The 18936-nt window shown below is 72.7% G+C and carries 16 protein-coding genes and 2 pseudogenes; 5 read left to right on the forward strand and 13 right to left on the reverse strand.

The window, feature by feature from the left end; all coding sequences use genetic code 11:
- Nucleotides 1–219 precede the first annotated feature (219 nt).
- Nucleotides 220–3657, reverse strand: a complete 3438-nt coding sequence (locus ACFC02_RS22320) for a phosphocholine-specific phospholipase C (protein WP_376359948.1) — start codon at nucleotides 3655–3657, stop codon at nucleotides 220–222.
- Between the two features lie 224 nt (nucleotides 3658–3881).
- Entirely contained in the window at nucleotides 3882–4487 is a 606-nt protein-coding gene (locus ACFC02_RS22325; RefSeq protein ID WP_376359951.1) for a TetR family transcriptional regulator, read from the reverse strand.
- 145 nt (nucleotides 4488–4632) lie between these two features.
- Here ACFC02_RS22325 and ACFC02_RS22330 point away from each other — a divergent pair, with 145 nt between their 5' ends.
- Nucleotides 4633–5544, forward strand: coding sequence for an SDR family oxidoreductase (locus ACFC02_RS22330; protein ID WP_376359954.1), 912 nt, complete (start codon nucleotides 4633–4635; stop codon nucleotides 5542–5544).
- 219 nt (nucleotides 5545–5763) lie between these two features.
- Here ACFC02_RS22330 and ACFC02_RS22335 read toward each other — a convergent pair whose 3' ends face one another.
- The 4 genes and pseudogenes from ACFC02_RS22335 to ACFC02_RS22350 all read right to left on the reverse strand — a co-directional run bounded on the left by ACFC02_RS22335 (nucleotide 5764) and on the right by ACFC02_RS22350 (nucleotide 9166).
- A complete protein-coding gene (locus ACFC02_RS22335; protein WP_376360025.1) occupies nucleotides 5764–7017 on the reverse strand; it encodes an MFS transporter in 1254 nt (417 codons plus the stop codon).
- On the reverse strand, nucleotides 6942–7391 hold the full coding sequence (locus tag ACFC02_RS22340) for a cyclophilin-like fold protein (protein WP_376360028.1): 450 nt from the start codon (nucleotides 7389–7391) through the stop codon (nucleotides 6942–6944). Before ACFC02_RS22340 ends, ACFC02_RS22335 begins: the two co-directional genes overlap by 76 nt.
- A gap of 232 nt (nucleotides 7392–7623) precedes the next feature.
- Nucleotides 7624–7983: pseudogene (locus ACFC02_RS22345) on the reverse strand (SDR family NAD(P)-dependent oxidoreductase); the annotation flags it as partial.
- A 166-nt stretch (nucleotides 7984–8149) separates the two neighbouring features.
- On the reverse strand, nucleotides 8150–9166 hold the full coding sequence (locus ACFC02_RS22350) for a zinc-dependent alcohol dehydrogenase family protein (RefSeq protein WP_376359957.1): 1017 nt from the start codon (nucleotides 9164–9166) through the stop codon (nucleotides 8150–8152).
- A gap of 263 nt (nucleotides 9167–9429) precedes the next feature.
- Between ACFC02_RS22350 and ACFC02_RS22355 the strand changes: the two genes are divergently transcribed.
- Entirely contained in the window at nucleotides 9430–10323 is an 894-nt protein-coding gene (locus ACFC02_RS22355; RefSeq protein WP_376359960.1) for a helix-turn-helix transcriptional regulator, read from the forward strand.
- A gap of 191 nt (nucleotides 10324–10514) precedes the next feature.
- The gene (locus ACFC02_RS22360; RefSeq protein ID WP_376359963.1) at nucleotides 10515–11225 is read left to right on the forward strand and encodes a DUF4232 domain-containing protein; all 711 of its coding nucleotides are present in this window, start codon (nucleotides 10515–10517) and stop codon (nucleotides 11223–11225) included.
- A gap of 39 nt (nucleotides 11226–11264) precedes the next feature.
- Here ACFC02_RS22360 and ACFC02_RS22365 read toward each other — a convergent pair whose 3' ends face one another.
- Nucleotides 11265–11837 (reverse strand): TetR/AcrR family transcriptional regulator, encoded by a 573-nt coding sequence (locus ACFC02_RS22365; protein WP_376359966.1) that lies wholly within the window; start codon nucleotides 11835–11837, stop codon nucleotides 11265–11267.
- Nucleotides 11838–12060: 223 nt separating this feature from the next.
- Here ACFC02_RS22365 and ACFC02_RS22370 point away from each other — a divergent pair, with 223 nt between their 5' ends.
- Entirely contained in the window at nucleotides 12061–12798 is a 738-nt protein-coding gene (locus ACFC02_RS22370; protein WP_376359969.1) for an SDR family oxidoreductase, read from the forward strand.
- Between the two features lie 294 nt (nucleotides 12799–13092).
- Here the strand turns inward: ACFC02_RS22370 and ACFC02_RS22375 are convergent, their stop codons facing one another.
- The 4 genes and pseudogenes from ACFC02_RS22375 to ACFC02_RS22390 all read right to left on the reverse strand — a co-directional run.
- Nucleotides 13093–13683 carry a response regulator gene (locus ACFC02_RS22375; RefSeq protein WP_376360031.1) on the reverse strand — a complete coding sequence of 197 codons (591 nt, stop codon included), beginning with the start codon at nucleotides 13681–13683 and terminating at the stop codon, nucleotides 13093–13095.
- Between the two features lie 23 nt (nucleotides 13684–13706).
- The gene (locus ACFC02_RS22380; RefSeq protein WP_376359972.1) at nucleotides 13707–14138 is read right to left on the reverse strand and encodes a histidine kinase; all 432 of its coding nucleotides are present in this window, start codon (nucleotides 14136–14138) and stop codon (nucleotides 13707–13709) included.
- A 127-nt stretch (nucleotides 14139–14265) separates the two neighbouring features.
- Complete coding sequence (locus tag ACFC02_RS22385; protein ID WP_376359975.1) at nucleotides 14266–14478, reverse strand: hypothetical protein; 213 nt, start codon at nucleotides 14476–14478, stop codon at nucleotides 14266–14268.
- A gap of 5 nt (nucleotides 14479–14483) precedes the next feature.
- A pseudogene (locus ACFC02_RS22390) lies at nucleotides 14484–14894 on the reverse strand (MMPL family transporter); the annotation flags it as partial.
- Nucleotides 14895–14992: 98 nt separating this feature from the next.
- Here ACFC02_RS22390 and ACFC02_RS22395 point away from each other — a divergent pair.
- A complete protein-coding gene (locus ACFC02_RS22395) occupies nucleotides 14993–15118 on the forward strand; it encodes a hypothetical protein (protein ID WP_376359978.1) in 126 nt (41 codons plus the stop codon).
- Between the two features lie 4 nt (nucleotides 15119–15122).
- Here ACFC02_RS22395 and ACFC02_RS22400 read toward each other — a convergent pair whose 3' ends face one another.
- Nucleotides 15123–16787, reverse strand: coding sequence for a ricin-type beta-trefoil lectin domain protein (locus tag ACFC02_RS22400; RefSeq protein ID WP_376359981.1), 1665 nt, complete (start codon nucleotides 16785–16787; stop codon nucleotides 15123–15125).
- 47 nt (nucleotides 16788–16834) lie between these two features.
- Nucleotides 16835–18925: a glycoside hydrolase family 2 protein gene (locus ACFC02_RS22405; RefSeq protein ID WP_376359984.1), complete on the reverse strand. Its 2091-nt coding sequence runs from the start codon at nucleotides 18923–18925 to the stop codon at nucleotides 16835–16837.
- Nucleotides 18926–18936 lie beyond the last annotated feature (11 nt).

Raw genomic sequence — 18936 nt, forward strand, 5'->3', positions numbered from 1 at the left:
GTGCCCGCGCCGCCCGGCTGCCCGAGACGGACGGGCGCCGGGGTGGCGATCGCCCCGGCGCCGTTCGTGTCCGACGCCGCCGGCGGGGTCCGCCCCCTTCGGTGCGCAGGTCCCGGCCGTGACCACACGGGTCGGGGGACGAGCGGTTCGGGTGGGTCAGACCCCGCCGGAGAACGCTCACGTACGTCCTCACTGTCAGGCGCCGGGGAACGGGCCCGGTCAGGCGTCGGCGATCGGGCTGGTGCCCAGGCGGACGTTGTCGATCGCCCAGAACCAGTTGTTGCCGGCGTTGAAGATCCGGAATTTCGCCTTCGCCGAAGTGGCGCCGGCCGGTACGGGGCAGGAGAGGCGGACGAGCCGGTTCTCCTGGTCCAGCCCCTGGTTGGTGTTGCCCGAGGAGGCACTGCTGTAGTGGAGCAGTCGGACGGTCGCGCCCGAGTCGAATTCCAGGACGACCTCGGCCTCCTGCGGGCTTTCCTGCCGGTAGTGGGAGTCGAATCCCAGGTGCAGGGTGGCGGTGCCCGAGGGGATCGTCACCGCCGGACTGCTCAGGGTCGAGTCGAAGCGGCCCCGGGCCGACGGACCGCCCGTGTCGTCCCAGTCGTCGGGGTCCGCGACGGCGACGACCCCGAGGGACCGGGTGAAGCCCTGGCGGTCCTGTCCGGCGGGGAACCAGAACTGCTTGGACAGGAACGTCCACCCCTGCAGTTCCCGCGTGCCCTGCGGCATACCCGTCGCGTTGGTGACCGTCCAGCCCTCGGGCGGGGTCCCGGTCCATCCGAGCAGCCCGGGCCTGCTGAGGTCGGCCGCCGGGGCGAGAGCGGGGGCGACGGACTCGAAGTCCTCCGCGAGCAGGTGACCGGTCATCAGCGGACCGGTCCTGGCGGGCAGGGACGCGGACGCCTCCATGGTCCGGCCCTTCAGCCGCGCCGTGACCGTGGCCTTGAGGGTGGCCGTGGTGCGGGCGGCCGTGCCGGGGGCGACGACGTCCCAGGTCAGGGTCGCGGACGAGCGGGCCGCGACGGTCGTGGGAGTGGCGCCCTTCGCCGTGGCGCTCCAGCCCTCCGGCACGGCCGGGGTGGCGGTCAGGTCGGTGAGGGGCGTGCCGCCGGCGTTGGTGACGGTGGCCGTCAGCGTGGCGGGGCGGCCCGGTGAGAGCACGGCGCCGTCGGTGCCGGGTGAAGCGGCGGGCCCGGTCAGCGTGACGCTCAGGGCGGGGGCGACCTCGGTCTGCAAGCGCGCCTGCGCGTGCCTGAGCAGCCCGCCGCCCTCGGCGTGCGCGGCGACGACCAGTCGGCCCGCGGTGGCGCCGCCGGCGGGCGTGACCGTGAAGTGCACGTCGGCCGACTTGCCGGCCCCGAGCCCGCCGGGGGCCGCGCCCGTCCGCTCCACCGTCCAGCCGGAGGGGGCGAGCAGGGCGACGGAGAGCCCGTCGAGCCGACCGCTGTCCTGGTTCCCCACGGTGACGACGACCTCGGTCGGGTTGCCCTGCGTGAACGGCGTGTCCAGCGGCGCAGGCGCGGCGGGCACACCGATCGTCGCGGTCAGCGCCGCCGGGGTGCCGGTCGCCGGGTCGGTGACCCCCGGTCGGCCGTCCGCCACGCGGCCGGTCATGCGGCGCAGGAAGGCCGGGTCGCCGCGGTCGAGGACCGCGATGTCGTACCAGCCGTGGTCCGGGACGCGGAGCTTGACGGTACGGGATCTTCCGGGCGCGAGGGTGATCGTGCGTACGGGTTCGCCGTGCCGGTGGGCGTACTGCGACTCACCGACGAGGAGGGTGCGGGCCGTCGGGGAGGGGTTGGAGCAGACCACGTCGACCCGGCCGGCGGAGGGATGCTCGACGAGATGTGCGTCGGCTCCCACGCCCGATCCGCGCAGTTCCCAGGTGGACCAGCCGGGGCCGTGGACCTGGAGGTCGTAGCCGTCGTCACCGTACTCGACCGTGGTGTCGGTGCTCTGGCCGGCGGGCACCGTCCAGGCGCGCGGGGCGGTGCCGTCGCCGGGGTAGGCGGTGAGCGTGGCGGCGACGGTGCCCTGGTTGCCGAGCCGCAGGCGGCAGCCGGAGCGGGTGATGTCGGTTTGCAGGGAGAGCCGGTACGGCAGGGGGCGGGTCGGGCGGGTGCCGGTCTCCTGCCGCGGCAGTGACTGCTCCTTCGGCGGTACGGGGTTCCAGCGGGCGACCGCCGCGGGCACCGGCCCGGGCTGCTCGACCTCGGGCTGCCGGTGGCTGCGGTGGAAGTCGAAGGCGGAGGTGAGGTCGCCGAACACGCTGCGGCGCCAGGCACTGATGTTGGGCTCGTGGACGCCGGTCCACTGCTCCAGGAACCGGATGACCGAGGTGTGGTCGAACGCCTGCGAGCTGACGAATCCGCCCACGGTCCAGGGCGACACGATCGTCATCGGTACGCGCGGGCCGGGGCCGACGGGACTGCCGTTGAACCAGTCGTCACTGTTGCCGGAGGCCGGCTGCGGTGCGACGGGGGCGGGGACGTGGTCGAAGTAGCCGTCGTTCTCGTCGAAGTTGATGAACAGCGCCGTCTTCGACCAGGTCTTCGGGTCGCTCGCGATGGCGTCGAGGAGGTCGTAGACGAGGTTGGCGCTGCCGACCGGGGTGGAGCTGCTGGGGTGCTCGGAGAGCGCCGCCGTCGGAACGATCCAGCTGACCTCGGGCAGTGTGCCGTTCTTGATGTCGGACCGGATCCGGTGGACGAGCGTGTCCGGCTCGGAGCGGTAGGCGCCGCGTAGGAAGAGCCGGCGCTCGGCCTCGGTCAACGCGTCGACGCCCTGCTGGAACTGGGCCAGCGCGGTCTTCCGCTGCTCCGCGGTCCTCTTCCACAGGCTGTCGTAGAACTGCTCGGTGGTGGAGTACTGGCCGGTGACCTTGGAGAGGATCTTCCGGCCGATCTCCTTCCACGGCCGGAAGTACTCCACCGCGTTGTCGGTGAAGTTGTCCCACTCCTGGTAGATCTGCCAGGAGACGCCCGCGGCCTCCAGCCGCTCGGGGTACGTCGTCCAGGTGTAACCGGGGTGGGCGTAGTCGTACGCGGCGTTGGTGACGGCCCGGTTGACGCCGTCCGCCTCGTAGCCGGTCATGCCGGACCACAGGTACAGGCGGTTGGGGTTGGTCGAACCGTAGACGGAGCAGAAGTAGGAGTCGCAGATGGTGAAGCGGTCCGCCAGTTCGTACTGCAGCGGTATGTCCCGGCGGTCGTAGAAAGCCATGGTGCTCTGCGTCTTGGCGGCGACCCAGTCGTTCCACCAGCCCTTCGCCCGGGCCTGGTTGGCGTCGGAGAAGCCGTGCGCGAGCGATCCGAGGTACTGGATGTCGCTCTCCTCGCGGCCCGCGTCGACGGCCGCGCGGCGGGCGGAGAACGGCAGCACCGTGCCGCCCTGGCGCCGGGGCTGCTCGAAGACGCCGGCCCCGGTGGGCAGGCGCAGCGGTGTGCGGTCGCCGAAACCGCGGACGCCCCTGAGGGTTCCGAAGTAGTTGTCGAAGGAACGGTTCTCCTGCATCAGGACGATCACGTGCTCGATGGCACGCATCCCGCCGCGCGGCATGGGCGCGGCCATCGCCTGGTGCAGCGACGGGGGAAGGAGGGAGAGCGCGGCGCCGCCGGTGAGGGCGCCGAGGACCTTGCGGCGGGAGACATCAGACATGCGCGGAAGGCTAGATCGTCTTCACCGCATCGCATAAGGATGCGCGGCAGGATTTCTCCGGCCGTTCAGACGATGACATCGATCGTTCTCCTTGACCGGACGCTCCGACCGCTCGCACGCCCCGGCGCCCGGCCGCGTCGCCACCTGCGCGGACGCGGCTGATCGGGCGGATTTCCATGCCCGTTCACCCCTTGGGGGAACGTCGCCCCGAAGGCGCGGCAGGTTCAAGAACCCGGGTGAACGCGTGCCGCGGCCGAAGGCCCGCACGCGCGGGGCGCAAAGAGGGCGCGCAGGTCGTCGAAGGCTCCAAGGAGATGTGCGTCCAGGCTCTGCCCGGGATCGTCGATCCAGGCCTGGGCCGCGTGGTGGAAGGCGGCCCAGCCGGTCTGGGCGGCCAGGCCGGCCAGCCGGCCGGCGACGCCGCGCTGTCGCAGCGCCTCCGCCAGGGCGTCGGTGAGCGACGCGGCCTTGGCCAGGTCGCGTTCGCGGAGCGCCGGCGTCACCGCGATGACCGCCAGCCGCGGTTCGGAGAACGGGCGGTTCTCCTCAAGGATCCGGCCGGCCGTCCGGAAGGCGCGGAGCAGCGCATCGAGCGGCTGCAGCCCCTCGGGGGCTTCCGCCACCGCCCGGACCAGCGCGGCGCGCAGGTCGGCTTCGCCGTCGAAGAGCACCTCGCGCTTGTCGGGGAAGTGCCGGAAGAACGTGCGTTCGTTGACACCGGCCCTGGCAGCGATCTCGGCTGTGGTGGTCTGGTCGAACCCGCGCTCCCGGTACAGCTCCAGGGCCGCCTGCTGAAGGCGGCGGCGCGCTTCTGCTCCGCTTCGTGGCACCCCCCGAGAATACCCCGACCGCCAGTCACTGGCGTTACTTGATGTCAGTTACTGGCACTACTTGACGTCAGTGACTGGCGCTACTTAAGGTCAGTGACTGGCGCTACGTAGCGTCAGTCACTGACATCAAAGGGGAGGACGCTCCATGCGCGTGTTCGTCACCGGCGGTTCCGGCCAGACCGGCCCAGCGGTCGTCACCGAACTCGTCACCGCCGGCCACACCGTCACCGCCCTGGCGCGCTCGGACGCCGCCGCCGCCCGGCTGGAGTCGCTGGGGGCCGCACCGCACCGCGGGTCCCTGGACGACCTCGACACGCTGCGCACCGGCGCCGAAGCCGCCGACGGCGTGCTGCACATGGCCTACGGCGGCGACTTCTCCGACCTCGACGACATGATGCGGCGCGACCGGAACGCGATCGAGACGCTCGGCCGGCCGTTGGAACACTCGGGCAAGCCGCTCGTCGTCACCTCCGGCACCCTGGTCATGCCCGCCGGCCGGGAGGCGACGGAGCGGGACGAGCCCGACACGGCCGGGATCGCCGCCTTCCGCATCGCCGGTGAGCGGGCCTGCCTGGACTTCGCCGCCCGCGGGGTGCGCGCGAGCGTGGTCCGTCTCGCGCCCACCGTGCACGGGCCCGAGGACCACGGCTTCATCCCGATGCTCATCGCCACCGCGCGCAGGACGGGCGTCTCGGCCTACGTCGGCGATGGCACCAACCGGTGGCCCGCGGTGCACCGGCTCGACGCGGCGACCCTGTTCCGGCTGGCGCTGGAGGAGGCGCCCGCGGGCAGTGTGCTGCACGGGGCGGCCGAGAGCGGCGTCACCCTGAAGAGCATCGCCGAGACGATCGCCCGGGGCCTGGACCTCCCCACGGTCTCCCTGACCCCCGACGAGGCCGCCACGCACTTCGTCAGCCCGTTCATGGCCACCGCCTACGCCTTCGACGGACCCGTCTCCAGCGCGCACACCCGGGCACTGCTCGGCTGGTCCCCGACCCATCCGGCGCTGCTCGACGACCTGGAGCACGGCGACTACCTCGCCGCCCCGGCCGCCTGACCCGAGCGCGCTCCCGGCGCCTACCGGCGGTCCCCGGCCACCCGATGGGCCGGCCGGCCACGGCTCGGCGCGGGCGAGTTCAAGGTGGCCGACGCGGTCGACGGCACGACGGTCTCTCACTCCTGACGGGAACGGTGCGGACGGGGACTGGGGACGGCCGTAGCGGTCGCGCCGGCGGTCGGAGACAGGAGATCGGCGGTGGGGGCGGGCGTAGGGGATTCAGCGCGAGTTCAGGAGCGGCGTCTCGGCCTTGCGCGGGTCCGTGGCGCCGGTGTGCCCGGGGGTCGTGCGGGCGGTGCGGGCCGTGCCGCCGAGGGCGAGGGCGATGAGCGGAAGGAGGGTGAGGGCGGCCGAGACGGTGCCGACGAGGGCCGGGCCGGTCAGCCCGAGGGAGGAATCCAGGGCCCGTCCGGCGATCGCGGAGCCCGCCGCGATGCCCGTGTTGTAGGCCGAGGTGGTCAGGGCAGAGGTGAGGGTGGGCGCGTCGCCTGCGAAGCGGACGGCGAGCGAGGTGACGACCGGGTTGACGGTGAACCCGGTCAGCGCCATCAGGAAGACCAGGACGACGGCCGCCACGGGGCTGGTCGACAGCGGGATCAGCGCCAGCAGCGTGAGAGCGGTCGCCGCGGCGGCGCTGATCGTCGTGGCCATGGGACGCCGGTCCCCCAGCCGGCCGCCGACTGCGGTACCGCCGAGAGCACCGGCACCGAAGGCGATCAGGACCAGGGGCACGGCACCGGCCGCGATGCCGGCGCGGTCGGTCAGCAGCGGGGTGATGTAGGTGTACGTGGCCAGGACACCGCCCATGATCAGCACCGCGGCGGCGAGCGCCAGCCACAGCCTGCCCTGCCGCAGCGCACGCACCTCGGCGCGCACGGAAACCTCGCCCCGCCGCTCCGTCCGGGGGAGGAAACGGCCGACGGACGCGGCGGCCAGGGCCGCCAGCACGGCCAGGGCCCAGAAGGGTCCGCGCCAGCCGGTGACCTGCCCGGCGAGTGAGCCGATCGGAACGCCGACGACGTTGGCCAGCGTCAGGCCGCCCATCATCACGCCGACGGCGCGGGTGGAGTTCGCGGGTCCGGCGGCGGCGGTGGCGATCACGAATCCGACGGCCCAGAACGCGCCGGTGGCCAGCGCGGTGACGACGCGGGCCGCCAGGACGACGGTGAAGGAGGTGCTCAGCGCCGCGACGACGTGGCCCAGGGCGAAGACGGCGAGCGCCCAGACCAGCGTCCGGCGCTGCGGCAGGCGCAGGGTGGCCATCGCCATGGTCGGCCCGCCGATGATCATGCCTATGGCGAAGGCGGTGATCAGCAGGCCGGAATGCGAGACGCTCACGCCGAGGTCGTCGGCGATCTCGGGGAGCAGTCCGGCGACGACGAACTCGGTGGTTCCCATCAGGAAGGTGCCCGCGGCGAGCACCCAGACGACGAAGGGCAGTTTGCCGGCGGCGGACCCGGCTGCGGAGGGCATCGAAGACTTCTTTCCGTACGTGTGGTCAGGGGGCGGGCTCGATGGTGATCCGCTCGGCCCGGGCCAGTCGGCCGGTACCGGCGTCGAGGTGGCCGAGGACGAGCAGGTCGGCGTCGGCGGCGGTGGCCGGCCCGGTGGAAGAGGGCGAGGTTGCCCCAGGGCGCGTAGTAGGCGAGGTCGCCTGCCCTGGCCACGGCCGGCTCGGGCGCACCCTCGGTGGTGAGCTTGCGCGGCGGGTAGCCGATCCGCTCCGTCCCGTGGAAGTCCTTCAGCTCCAGGGTGAGCGGGAGCAGGCCGGCCAGGTCGCGGGCGGCGGGGCTGTCGTTCAGGGTCGCGTCGACGGGTCGGCCGTCGAGGGTGACGCGGATGTCCATGGCGGTGTTCCTGTCGGAGCCGGACGGGGCGGGGGACGCCGCTCCCGCCCGGCGGGTCGGCGCACGCGGGGCGGTGGTCGACGGGTGTGCGGTCGGTGATCGAGGGGCCGGTCGGTCGGCACCCGGGGGGTCGGTGGCCAGGAGGGCGGCGGAGCACGCGGCGTACCGCGCTGCCCCCGTTGACGAACAGCAGCGTGCCGCGGCCCAGGGCCCGCATGCCGGGCAGGACCGCGTTCACGCAGGTGACCGGCCCCTTGACCGAGAAGGCCGGCGGAGCGTCCAGGTCGGCGGCGGCGGTGTCCAGGACCGGCTTCATGAAGTCGGCCCGCGGCACCGGGCTGTACTGGAGCACCTCGATCGGCCCCAGCTCGTCGGCGGCCGTCCCGAGCGCCGTGGTCAGCGAGGCGGCGTCCAGGACGTCGGCGGTGTGGCCGCCGGCCTGGATCCCCTCCTGTCGCAGCGTGGTGACGAGACGGCCGAGACGGTCGGCGTCGCGGGCGATGAGCGCGACGCTGTGCCCGGCCGTTCCGAAGCGGCGGGCGGTGGCCAGCCCCAGGCCGGGGCCGGCGCCGACGAGAGCGAACGCGGTCATGGCGATCCTTCGCGGGAGCGCACGGACGGCGCGCGGTGACGCGCCGGTCCTTGTGCGGAGGCGGTGGGGTGGGTCAGGTGGGTCAGGGCCCGTAGGTCAGGGCTTGCGGATCAGGACCCGTGGATCAGGGCTCGTGGGTCAAGGCTTGTGGCTCAAGGCCCGTGGATCAGGGCTTGAGGAGGACCTTGATGGCGCGGCGCTCGTCCATCGCCCGGTAGCCCTCGGCGACCTGCTCCAGGGGCAGGGCGAGGTCGAAGACCTTGCCCGGGTCGATCCGGCCCGTCAGGGTGCGGTCGATCAGGTCGGGCAGGTAGCGGCGCACGGGGGCGGGGCCGCCGCGCAGGCCGACGTGGGAGAAGAACAGCTCCTGGCCGTCGACGGCGACCTCGTGGGGGACGCCGACGAAGCCGACGTTCCCGCCGGGCCGTGCCGAGCGCAGGGCCTGCCGCATGGCCTCGGCGGTGCCGACGCACTCCAGCACGCTGTCGGCGCCGATGCCGCCGGTCAGCTCCCTGACCCGGGCCACACCCTCCTCGCCACGCTCGGTGACGATGTCGGTGGCGCCGAACTCCAGGGCGAGCTTCTGCCGGGACGCGTGGCGGCTCATCGCGATGATCCGCTCCGCGCCGCTCTCCTTCGCGGCGATCACCGCGCACAGGCCGACGGCGCCGTCGCCGACCACCACGGCGGTGGAGCCGGGCCGGACCTCGGCGGCGTCGGCGGCCCACCAGCCGGTGCCCATCACGTCGGAGACGACGAGCAGCCCGGGCCAGAACTCCTCGGCCGGTACGTCGTCGGTGGCGACGAGGGTGCCCTGCGCGTGGGGGATGCGGACGTACTCCGCCTGGCAGGTGCTCATGAACTCGCGGTGCAGGCAGTTGGACTGGAAGCCGTTGCGGCAGTTCGCGCAGGTGTTGTCCGAGGTGGCGAACGAGCCGACGACGAACTGGCCCGGCTTGACAGAGGTGACCTCGGAACCGGCCTCCTCCACGAAGCCGACGTACTCGTGCCCCATCGGGTGCGGGTCGCCGACCGGCTCCAGGCCGCGGTAGGGCCACAGGTCGGAGCCGCAGACACAGGTGACGGCCGTACGGATGATCGCGTCGGTGGGCTGGAGGATCCTCGGGTCGTCCAGGTTCTCGGAGCGGATGTCGCCGGGGGCGTGGATCACGGTGCCGCGCATGTCGGGGTTCCTTCGCGTGCTCGGGGGGCTCGGGGGCGCTCAGGCGTGGGCCGGCCGGCTCGACCGGTGACGCCGGGGCGGGGTGCCGGTCAGGCGGACGGGCCGTCCGGACCGGGTGCGGGCTGTCCGCCCGTCGCCTGGACGGTCGCGGACGAGCACCACGTCTTCCAGGTAACCGGCTTCTCGCGCACGCAGCGAGTCACCGTCAAGGGGTGTACCGGCAGTACATCCCTGGGACCGCCCGCAGGACGTACGGTCGAGGGGTGGACAACCGTGAAGAGGTCCGCGAGTTCCTCACCTCGCGGCGCGCGAAGATCACCCCCGAGCAGGCGGGGCTGCCGGCCGGCAGCCGGCGCCGGGTGCCCGGCCTGCGCAGGAGCGAGGTCGCAGCCCTGGCCGACATGAGCGTGGAGTACTACGCCAAGCTGGAACGAGGCAGTCTCGCCGGTGTCTCCCCGGCCGTCCTCGAAGCCGTGGCCCGCGCCCTCCGGCTCGACGACGCCGAACGCGCCCACCTGCTGAACCTGGCCCAGGCCGCCGACGGCTCCGACGCCCTCACCCGCCCCCGGCGCCGCGCCAGCCGGCAGTGGACACCCCACCGCAGCCTGCAGTGGACGCTCGACGCCATCACCGCCGGGCCCGCGTTCGTCCGCAACGGCCGCATGGACGTCCTCGCCGCCAACCGGCTCGCCCGCGCCTTCTACGCCGACCTCTACGCCACGTCCCACAACCAGGCGAACCTCGCCCGCTTCAACTTCCTCGACCCGGCCTCCCGCCGCTTGTACCCGGACTGGGACACCTTCGCCGACGTCGCCGTCGCCATCCTGCGCACCGAGGCGGGCCGCGACCCCCACGACAAGGACCTGCACGACCTCGTCGGCGAACTGTCCACCCGCAGCGACGAGTTCCGCACCCGCTGGGGCGCCCACGACGTCCGCCACCACGGCACCGGCACCAAGCGCTTCCACCACCCGGCCGTCGGGGAACTCACCCTCGCCTTCGAGGGCCTGGAAATGGCCGCCGAACCCGGGCTCACCCTCACCGTCTACACCGCCGAACCCGGCTCACCCTCCGAGGAGGGCCTGCGTCTCCTCGCCTCCTTGGCCGCCACCCAGGACGCGGCCGCCACCACGACGGAACCGACGACCACCGGCTGAACCCCTCGGCCACGGGAGAGGCAGTACCGCGTTCCGGTCGCGTCGTGCCTGGTTGTGCGTGTAACAGGGATGTACTGGGTGGTGGTTGTGCGCAACGGTGGGCCGGGCGGAACGGGTCCTGGTCATCAGAAACACTCGCCCGTACCGACTCGTACCGAGCGGCCGCCCCAACCGATCCCGAGGAAACAACGATGCGCGTTCACAAGGTCACCTTCGCAGCCCTGATCGTTGCCGCGAGTCTGTCGCTCACGGCCTGCCAGAGCGACGACGGCGGCGCGGGGAAGAGCGACTCGTCGTCCGGGTCCACCGCGGCGTCCTCGGGCGGCGGTTCGGGATCGGGCGCCTCCGACGGCGGTTCCGGTCAGGGCGGCGCGAACGACTCCGCCGGGACGAGCGGGAAGAACGGCGGGACGAACTCCGCCGGGAAGAGCTCCGGCGGGCCGGGCACGGCCGCCGGGACCGGCTCCGAGGGGAGCGGCAAGGCCGGCAAGTGCCGCACCGACGAGCTGGAGATCACGGCGACGGACAGCACCGTCAGCGGCGACCCCGAGGGCACCGTCGCGGTGCGGCTGAAGAACCGCGGCGGCCGGGACTGCACGCTGTCCGGGTACGCGGGCGTCGACCTGAAGACCAACGCGGGGTCGCTGTCCGCGAAGCGCACGGGGGAGAAGGCCGGCCGGACCGTCCTCAAGGACGGGCAGTCGACGTACTTCGGCATCCAGTACCCGATCAACAGGACGGGCGGCTCCGGCGTCCGCATCACCGGGCTGCTGGTGACCCCGCCGGACGAGACCAAGACGGTCACCCTCGCCTGGCCGGGCGCCGCCACGCTGCCCGCGACGGAGGACAGCGCCTCCTCGGTGAAGGTCGGCCCGATGGGCAGCGCCGGCCAGGGCGGCTGACCCGCACGTCCCAGGGGCCACGCTCCCGGTTTCCGTCCCTCACGGGCGGATCTTCAGGCCGTCCAGGGTGAGATCGAGCAGGCGTTCCGCTTGCTGCCGCTGCTCGGGGCCCGCCGAGGTGACGGCGATGCCCTCGAGGGCGGCGCTCATGTCGGTGGGTCCGATGTCGGTGCGGATCTCCCCGGCGGCCACACACGCGTCCATGAGCGTGCTCAGGGCGGCATGGATCATTTCCCGGCTGTGGCCGTACGGGCTGTTCCCCGTCGCGGCGATGGCGCGCAGCGCGTCGATCATGCCGTACTTGGCCCTCACGTAGTCCATGAAAAGACGGGTCCAGGCGCGCAGGGCCTCCAAGGGAGGCCCCGCCGCCAGCAGGGCGGGGACCGCGTCGCACAGCCGGGCCACCTCGTTGCGGTAGACGGCCTCGACCAGTGCTTCCCGGGTGGGGAAGTTGCGGTACAGCGTGGCACTGCCCACCCCCGCCTCCTTGGCGATGCGCTCCAGGTGGACGTCGAGCCCCTCCGCCGCGAACAGGCGCACCGCGGCCTTGAGGATCTTCTCCCGGTTACGCCGTGCGTCAGCCCGCAACGGCCGCTGCGCTCCCTCGACCATCAGCGCTCGCCATCCCTTCCCGGGTTCTCCGACGCCCCGGCTCTTCGACTTTCCTCGACGTTCCTCGGCGCTCCTCGGCGTTCCAGCGCCGACTCACCGACATACCTGCTTGCCGACATACCGAGAACCGACATGCCGACTTGCTAAGTGGAGGCGTCCCCACTTAGCCTCATGGCAAGTGGGGGCTCCCCCACTTGCACTCTACTGGTACCGAGGACGCGTCATGTCAGGGATCAAGGGCAAGGTCATCGCACTCACGGGCGCCAGCAGTGGCATCGGGGAGGCGACGGCGATCCATCTGGCCGAGCAGGGGGCGCAGGTGGTCCTCGGGGCCCGGCGGGAGGACCGGCTGAACGCGGTGGTGGACCGCATCACGGCACAGGGCGGCTCGGCCGTCGGGCTCGTCGTCGACGTCACGCGCCGCGAAGACCTCCAGCGCCTGACGGATGCGGCGGTCGACCGCTTCGGCCGGCTCGACGTCCTGGTCTCCAACGCCGGAACCATGGCGGTCTCGCCGTTCGACGACTTGCGCCAGGACGACTGGGACTCCATGGTCGCCACCCACATCACGGGCCTGCTCAACGGCATCGGTGCGGCGCTGCCCGTCTTCCGGCGCCAGTGCTCCGGACACTTCGTCAACGTCGGCTCCACCGCGGCCTATGTCGTGAAGTCCCCGCAGGCCGTCTACGCGGCCACCAAGTCGGCGGTGAAGGTGCTGACCGAAGGGCTGCGCCAGGAGTCCGGCCCCGACCTGCGCGTCACCCTCGTCTCCCCTGGCTTCACCCACACCGAGGGAGTGGGCAAGGGCGGGAACCCCGAGGCAGTGGCGGTGCTGGCCAGGCAGCGCGACGAGATCGCCATGCCGCCCTCCGCCGTCGCCGCCGCCATCGGCTACGCGATCGGGCAGCCCGACGGCGTCGACGTCAGCGAGATCGTCGTCCGCCCCACGCTCCAGGGCTGACGACCAGCACGGGCGGGGTGCTGGTGCGCGGCCGAGCGGCGATCGCCTCCGTCCGGCACTCTCGCCGTGTCGTCCGTCCCACGCTCCAGGGCTGACGACCAGCACGGGCGGGGTGCTGGTGCGCGGCCGAGCGGCGATCGCCTCCGTCCGGCACTCTCGCCGTGCCGGACATCCGGCTGACCTGCCGACGGCACACCGTGCACCCGGCGCCCGGCGACGCCGACCGTCTCGCTCCCGGGCTCAAGGATGACGGCGACCGCACCGCCCTGATCCGAACCCGGTCCCGGCGCAGCCTCACGGGCGCCGCAGCAGGCCCCTCTCCATGGCCACCACCACCGCCCTCGTCCGGTCGTTCACGTCGAGTTCGGCGAACAGGCGGAGCAGATGTGTCTTCACCGTGGCCTCGGCGATCACGAGGCGCCGGCCGATCTCCGCGTTGGTGAGGCCGTCCGCGACGGCGTTCAGGACGTCGGTCTCGCGGTCGGTCAGCGGATCCTGCACGGGCCGCCGCATCCGCGCGACCAGTTTCTCGGCGACCCGGGGAGCGAGCACCGTCTCGCCGCGCGCCGCCGCGCGGACGGCATCCGCGAGCTGCTCCCGGGTGGTGTCCTTGAGCAGGTAGCCGATGGCGCCGGCCTCCACCGCCCGCTCGATCTCCGTGTCGGTGTCGTACGTCGTGAGGATCAGCACCCGGGTGCGCGGGTGGCGGGCGACGATCTCGGCCGTCGTCGAGACTCCGTCCAGGACGGGCATCCGCAGATCGACCAGGGCCACGTCGGGGTCGTACCGGGCGACGATCTCGACGGCCGCGCGTCCGTCGCCCGCCTCGCCGACGATCTCGATGCTGGTCTCGGCGGCGAGCAGGGCGATCACCCCGGCCCGCATCACGGTGTGATCGTCCACGACGACTACAGTTCCCGGGCTTCCACGAGGTTCTCCCGGGCGGTGGACTCGATCGACCACAACTGCTGGGCGCTGCGCGCCGGATCGTCGGTCATGCCCGCACGGGCCGCCTCCGCCGGCACGATGATCGACGCGAAGCCCTGCGCGAGCGTGTCGTGGATGGCCCGCGCCATACGTTCGCGCTCGTCCGCCGCGCCCTGCCGCTGGTGGGCTTCGGGCAGTTCCGCCTGCGCCCGCTCCAACTCCTCGATCAACAGCGCCCGTTCGGTGCTCTGCGCGACAACGGAGTGCGCCCACAGTCCGATCAGCACGCCGACCGCGACGACGATCAGGATGGACACCATCGTCACGCCGAAGAACTGCACCGACCAGCCCACCCGGACCAGGGCCCCGGTGAGCGTGGCGCCGGCCGCCAGCCCGAGGAACACCATCGACATGCGGGAGTGCGGCCGAAGATCCAGTAGTGCGGCAGCGTCACCATGAACAGCGCCGCGTGGCTGCCGCCCGGATACGCCAGTCCGCCTAGTACGAGCACCAGCACCGTGAGGTGGCCCCGGGGCCGGACTACCGGATCGGCCGGGAAGCGGTCGAGCACCGCGTAGCACACAGCACCACACACCCGAGCAGCGCGAGCGCCACGTACACGGTGCCGCCGGGCGGGGCCGTCGTCACCAGCCCGACGGCCATCGCACCGGACAGCACCCAGCACACCGCGTTCCAGCGGCGCAGAGACGTGCCCCGGAAGGCGTCGGCCAGGGGGTCGGCGAGAACAGTCATACCGATCAACGTACGTCGACCAGGGCCCGTCCGTCGGCGGCCGGCGCCGGGACGGGCGCCGTGCGCGTGGCTGCCCGTGAGGGCCACCAGGTCCGCTCCCCCAGGAGCAGCAGCGCCGCCGGCAGGACCATGATCCGTACGACGAAGGCGTCGAGCAGCACGGCCGCCGCCAGGACGAATCCGATCTGTTTCAGCTCGATGATGTGCAGGAACACGAAACTCACGAACACGGTCGTCATCACGACCGCCGCGCTGGTCACCACACTCGCCGACCGGCGGAGTCCGTCGAGCACGGCCTGCCGGGTGGGGACGCCCGCGAGCACGGCCTCCCTGATCCGGCTCACCACGAACACCCGGTAATCCATGGAGAGTCCGAAGAGGATCACGAAGAGGAACAGCGGGACGCGCGAGCCGACGACCTGGCCGGCCTGCCCCCGCCGTCATCGCCACCGCCGAACTCGACCCGCTGCGCGACCAGGGCGACCACTACGCCCGCGCACTGGCCGGTGCCGGCGTGCCGGTCCGGCACCTCCCCGTCGAGGGCGCCGTCCACGGATTCCTCTCCTTCACCGGATCCGTGCGACTCTCCCGGGACGTGCTGAACCAGCTCGCCGACGCCCTGGCCGCGGCCTTCGAGTGACCTGTTACGCGGGCAGGTTCCACTTCTGGGTGCCGAGCCCGTTGCAGTCGTAGATCTGCAACTTCGTGCCGTTGGCCGTGGCGCCGGACGGGATGTCCAGGCAGCGGCCGGACTGCGGGTTCAGCAGCGAGCCGTCGGACTGGTGGCGCCACTGCTGGCCGCCGACGCCCGGGGCGCAGTCCCACAGCTGCACCTTGCTGAAGTTGGCGGTGGCGTTGGCGTCGATGTCCAGGCACTTGCCGAACGCGCGCAGGGTGCCGTCAGGGGCGACGGACCAGCGCTGGCCGGTGGCCGTGCTGCAGTCCCACAGCTGGGCGGCCTTGCCGTTGCCGTTGGTGTTGGTGTCGACGTCGAGGCACTTGCCCGCCGTCCACGGCGTCGTGACCCGGCCGGCCGGGCCGCCGAGCGCACCGGTCCCGAAACGGACCTGGCACTGGTTGCCGGTGCCGAGCCAGGTGGCGCTGAGGTACAGGAAGGACGTGCCGTCGGCGCCCGGGACGATCGGTGAGCTGTAGCCCGGGCAGGAGGGCTCACCGCTGTTGTAGCCGCCGGTCGGCGCGGTCAGCACCGGGGCCTCGACCTCGGTCCACTCCCCCTTGCCCAGGCCGGTGTTGGCGAACACCACGGTGCCCGACTCGGCCATCACGGCCTTGTTCCCGGTGGGCCCGGTGACGACGCGCTGACCGGACAGGAGCAGGGTGCCCTGCGGTCCGCCGCCCGGGGTCCAGGCCAGGTAGGGGGTGTGCAGCAGTTGCCGTCCGTCGGCGGTCTGCACCAGGGTCCCCGGGTTGTCGGCGGGCGCCCAGTTCAGGCCGTCGGGGCTGGTCTTGGTGTACACCTCGCAGGCGTGGTCGGCGTCGGTCGCGTCCCGGCACATCTCGTACGCCATCATGTACGTCCCGTTCGGCAGCGGGACGACGACGGACATGCCGGGCCGGGCGAGGTTGTCGGCGGGGAAGGCGACGTCCTGGGTGAGGGCGCCGCTCCAGGTGTGTCCGCCGTCCGTGGACGTGTAGTGCCCGATGACCTGGTTGTTGGTGGGGCTGTTCGCGGGCCGCTCGTCGGAGATGAAGCAGGCCAGCGTGTTGTTCGGGGCGAGCAGGAACCAGGGCTCCCAGATGCCGTGCCCGATGGTGTTCGGCAGGCCGCTGGTGCGGGTGCAGTCGGACAGGTACTGCCAGCTCTGCCCGTGGTCGGTGCTCTTGAAGACCTCGATCTTCTGCGTGGTGTAGTCGCCGGCCTTCCAGGCGGTGCCGGCGGCGAGCAGGTCGCCCTGGTTCAGGCCGTTCGCGGTGCGCGGCACCTCGTACAGGACGGGCGCCTCGATGTCCCATCCGGCGGTGTGCGAGGTGATCGTGGAGATGGGTGCGGCGCTCCAGGTGCGGCCGCCGTCGGTGCTGCGGTGGATCGGCAGCACGTTGACGGCGCCCTGCTTGCGCTGGGCGTAGGTGGCCAGCATGGTCCGGCCGGACGAGCCGTCGTGGTCGAGGCGGACGGCGCGCGGGTAGCTGTCGTCGCCCTGCGGGTGTGCCGCCAGGTCGGGGGAGGCCAGTACCTGGCCGGCGGGGGCGGCCGAGGCAGGCTGCGCCCACAGGGACAGCAGTGCCACGAGCAGGGCGAGGACGCCGAGCAGGGCGGGTGATCTGCGTCCGGTTGACTGCGTACGCACGGATCGACTCCTTTCGGGGGTGACGGATGGTGTCGGGTGGTGCCGGGTCAGCCGTCCGTTCCGGCGGCCGGGTCGTCGCCGATGTGCGGCTCGGTGCGGGTGTCCACGTCGACGGCGGTGCGGGCGGCCACGGTGCCGTCCACGACCAGCGCCAGGTGCAGACGGCCGCTGGTCCAGCCCTCGGGCAGGACGGCGGGCACGGTCACGGGTGCGCCGAGGACGTACGGTTTGGCCTGCGCGCGGCAGCCGGGGACGGCACCGCCCGGGTCCTGGGGGGCCGGCGCGTACACCGGGGTCCAGGCGGTGTGCACGGCGCCCTCGACCGGGTCGCCGCCGTGGTGCGAGACGCGCAGGTCCACCGTGAAGTCGGGCACGGGGGTGAGCAGGTCGCGGCCCGGCGCGACCGGTGTGACGTCCAGGACGAGCGTGGTCGGCGCGTTGACGTGCGCCGGGTCGACGCCGGCCAGGTCCTTGGCGGCGCGCTGGAAGTCCCACAGGCCCGCGCTCTCGTGCTCGATGTCGTACAGCTCCGTGTAGACGTAGCCCGCGAGCCGGTCGTGGCGGCGCAGTTCCTGGGTCTGCCAGCGCAGGTGCCAGGCGCGCTCCAGGCCGGTGAAGCCGCCGCCGTACTCGCTGTTGAGGTTGGGCAGGCCGCGCAGCGGCTGGGTGGGGACGGCGAGCTTCTTGTGGACGACGTAGTCGGGGCCGAGCTTGACGGGGAAGTCGTCGCGCGCGCCGGAGAGCAGGTCGGCGACGGTGGTGGCCCAGGAGGCGGCGCTCTCGTCGTAGTAGTGCCAGTCCAGCAGGTCCGTCTTGACGTGGGTCCAGCCGGAGTTGTCGATGACCGGCCGGGTGGGGTCGAGGGCCTTGATCCGGTCGTAGGCCTCGGCGGTGGCCCGCTGCTTGGCCGCGTCGCCGGGGATGTCCCAGTCCAGGCCCCACTCCTCGTTGTACAGGCCCCAGATGACGATGGCGGGGCTGTTGCCGTCGCGTTCGACCATCGGCTCGATCTGTTCGGCGAACGCGGTGACGGAGGCCGGTGAGAAGTGTCCGGGTGAGGCGGGTTCGGCCCACACGAGCATGCCGAGCGTGTCGGCGTGGTGGACGAAGCGGGGGTCCTCCAGCTTGAGGTGCTTGCGTACGAGGTTGTAGCCGGCCTCGGCGGCGAGTTCGAGGTCGCGGCGCAGTGCCGTGTCGTCGGGGGCGGTGATGCCGGTGTGCGGCCAGTAGCCCTGGTCGAGGACGCCGCGCACGAACAGCCTGTGCCCGTTGAGGTACAGGGTCTCGCCGTCGACGGTGATGGTGCGCAGACCGGTGTAGGAGGCGACCCGGTCGGTGCCGTCGGCGGAGGTCAGCTCGGCGTCGACGTGGTAGAGGTGCGGGTCCTCGGGCGACCACAGGCGGGGGGCGGCGAGCGGGAGTTCGGCGTACAGCCGCCCGTCGGGGCCGGCGGTGGCGGTCACGGCGGTGGCCTCGCCGCGCACGCGCAGCTCCAGCGACGCGCCGCCGGCGGCCGGGCCGGCTACGGCGGCCTCGACGTCGATGCCGGTCAGGTCGTGGTTGGGGCGCAGCCGCAGGGAGGCGAGGTGGGTGGCGGGGCGGGCCTCCAGCCAGACGCTCTGCCAGATGCCGGAGGACGGGGTGAAGCAGACGCCGTCGTAGTCGGTGCGCGGCATGCTGCGCTGCTTGCCGTGGGCGATGTCCCGCTTGTCGGCCGGGGCGTGGACGCGCACGGTGAGCAGTTGCTCCCCGGCGGTGAGGGCGTCGCTCACATCGGCGGAGAAGGGGGTGTAGCCGCCCACGTGGTGGGCGACCTCGGTGCCGTTCACCCAGACCGTGGCCTCGTGGTGGACGGCGCCGAAGTGCAGGACGACGCGCTGCCCGGCCCAGTGGTCCGGCACGGTGAACGTGCGCCGGTACCAGGCGGCCCGCAGCCAGTGCGCCGCGATGCCCGAGGCGGCGGACTCCCAGGCGAAGGGGACGGTGATCCGCTGGTCGTAGCCGTCGCCCGAGTCGGCGCCGTGCCGCCCGTCGGGGTCGGCGCGGAAGTCCCAGGTGCCGTTGAGGCCGAGCCAGGCGTGGGAGCGGTCGAAGTGCGGGCGGGGGTACTCGGGACGGGGGATGCCGGGGGTGGGCATGGGGTGGGTGT

This window comes from Streptomyces sp. NPDC056160, from assembly GCF_042268205.1.
Taxonomy (GTDB): domain Bacteria; phylum Actinomycetota; class Actinomycetes; order Streptomycetales; family Streptomycetaceae; genus Streptomyces.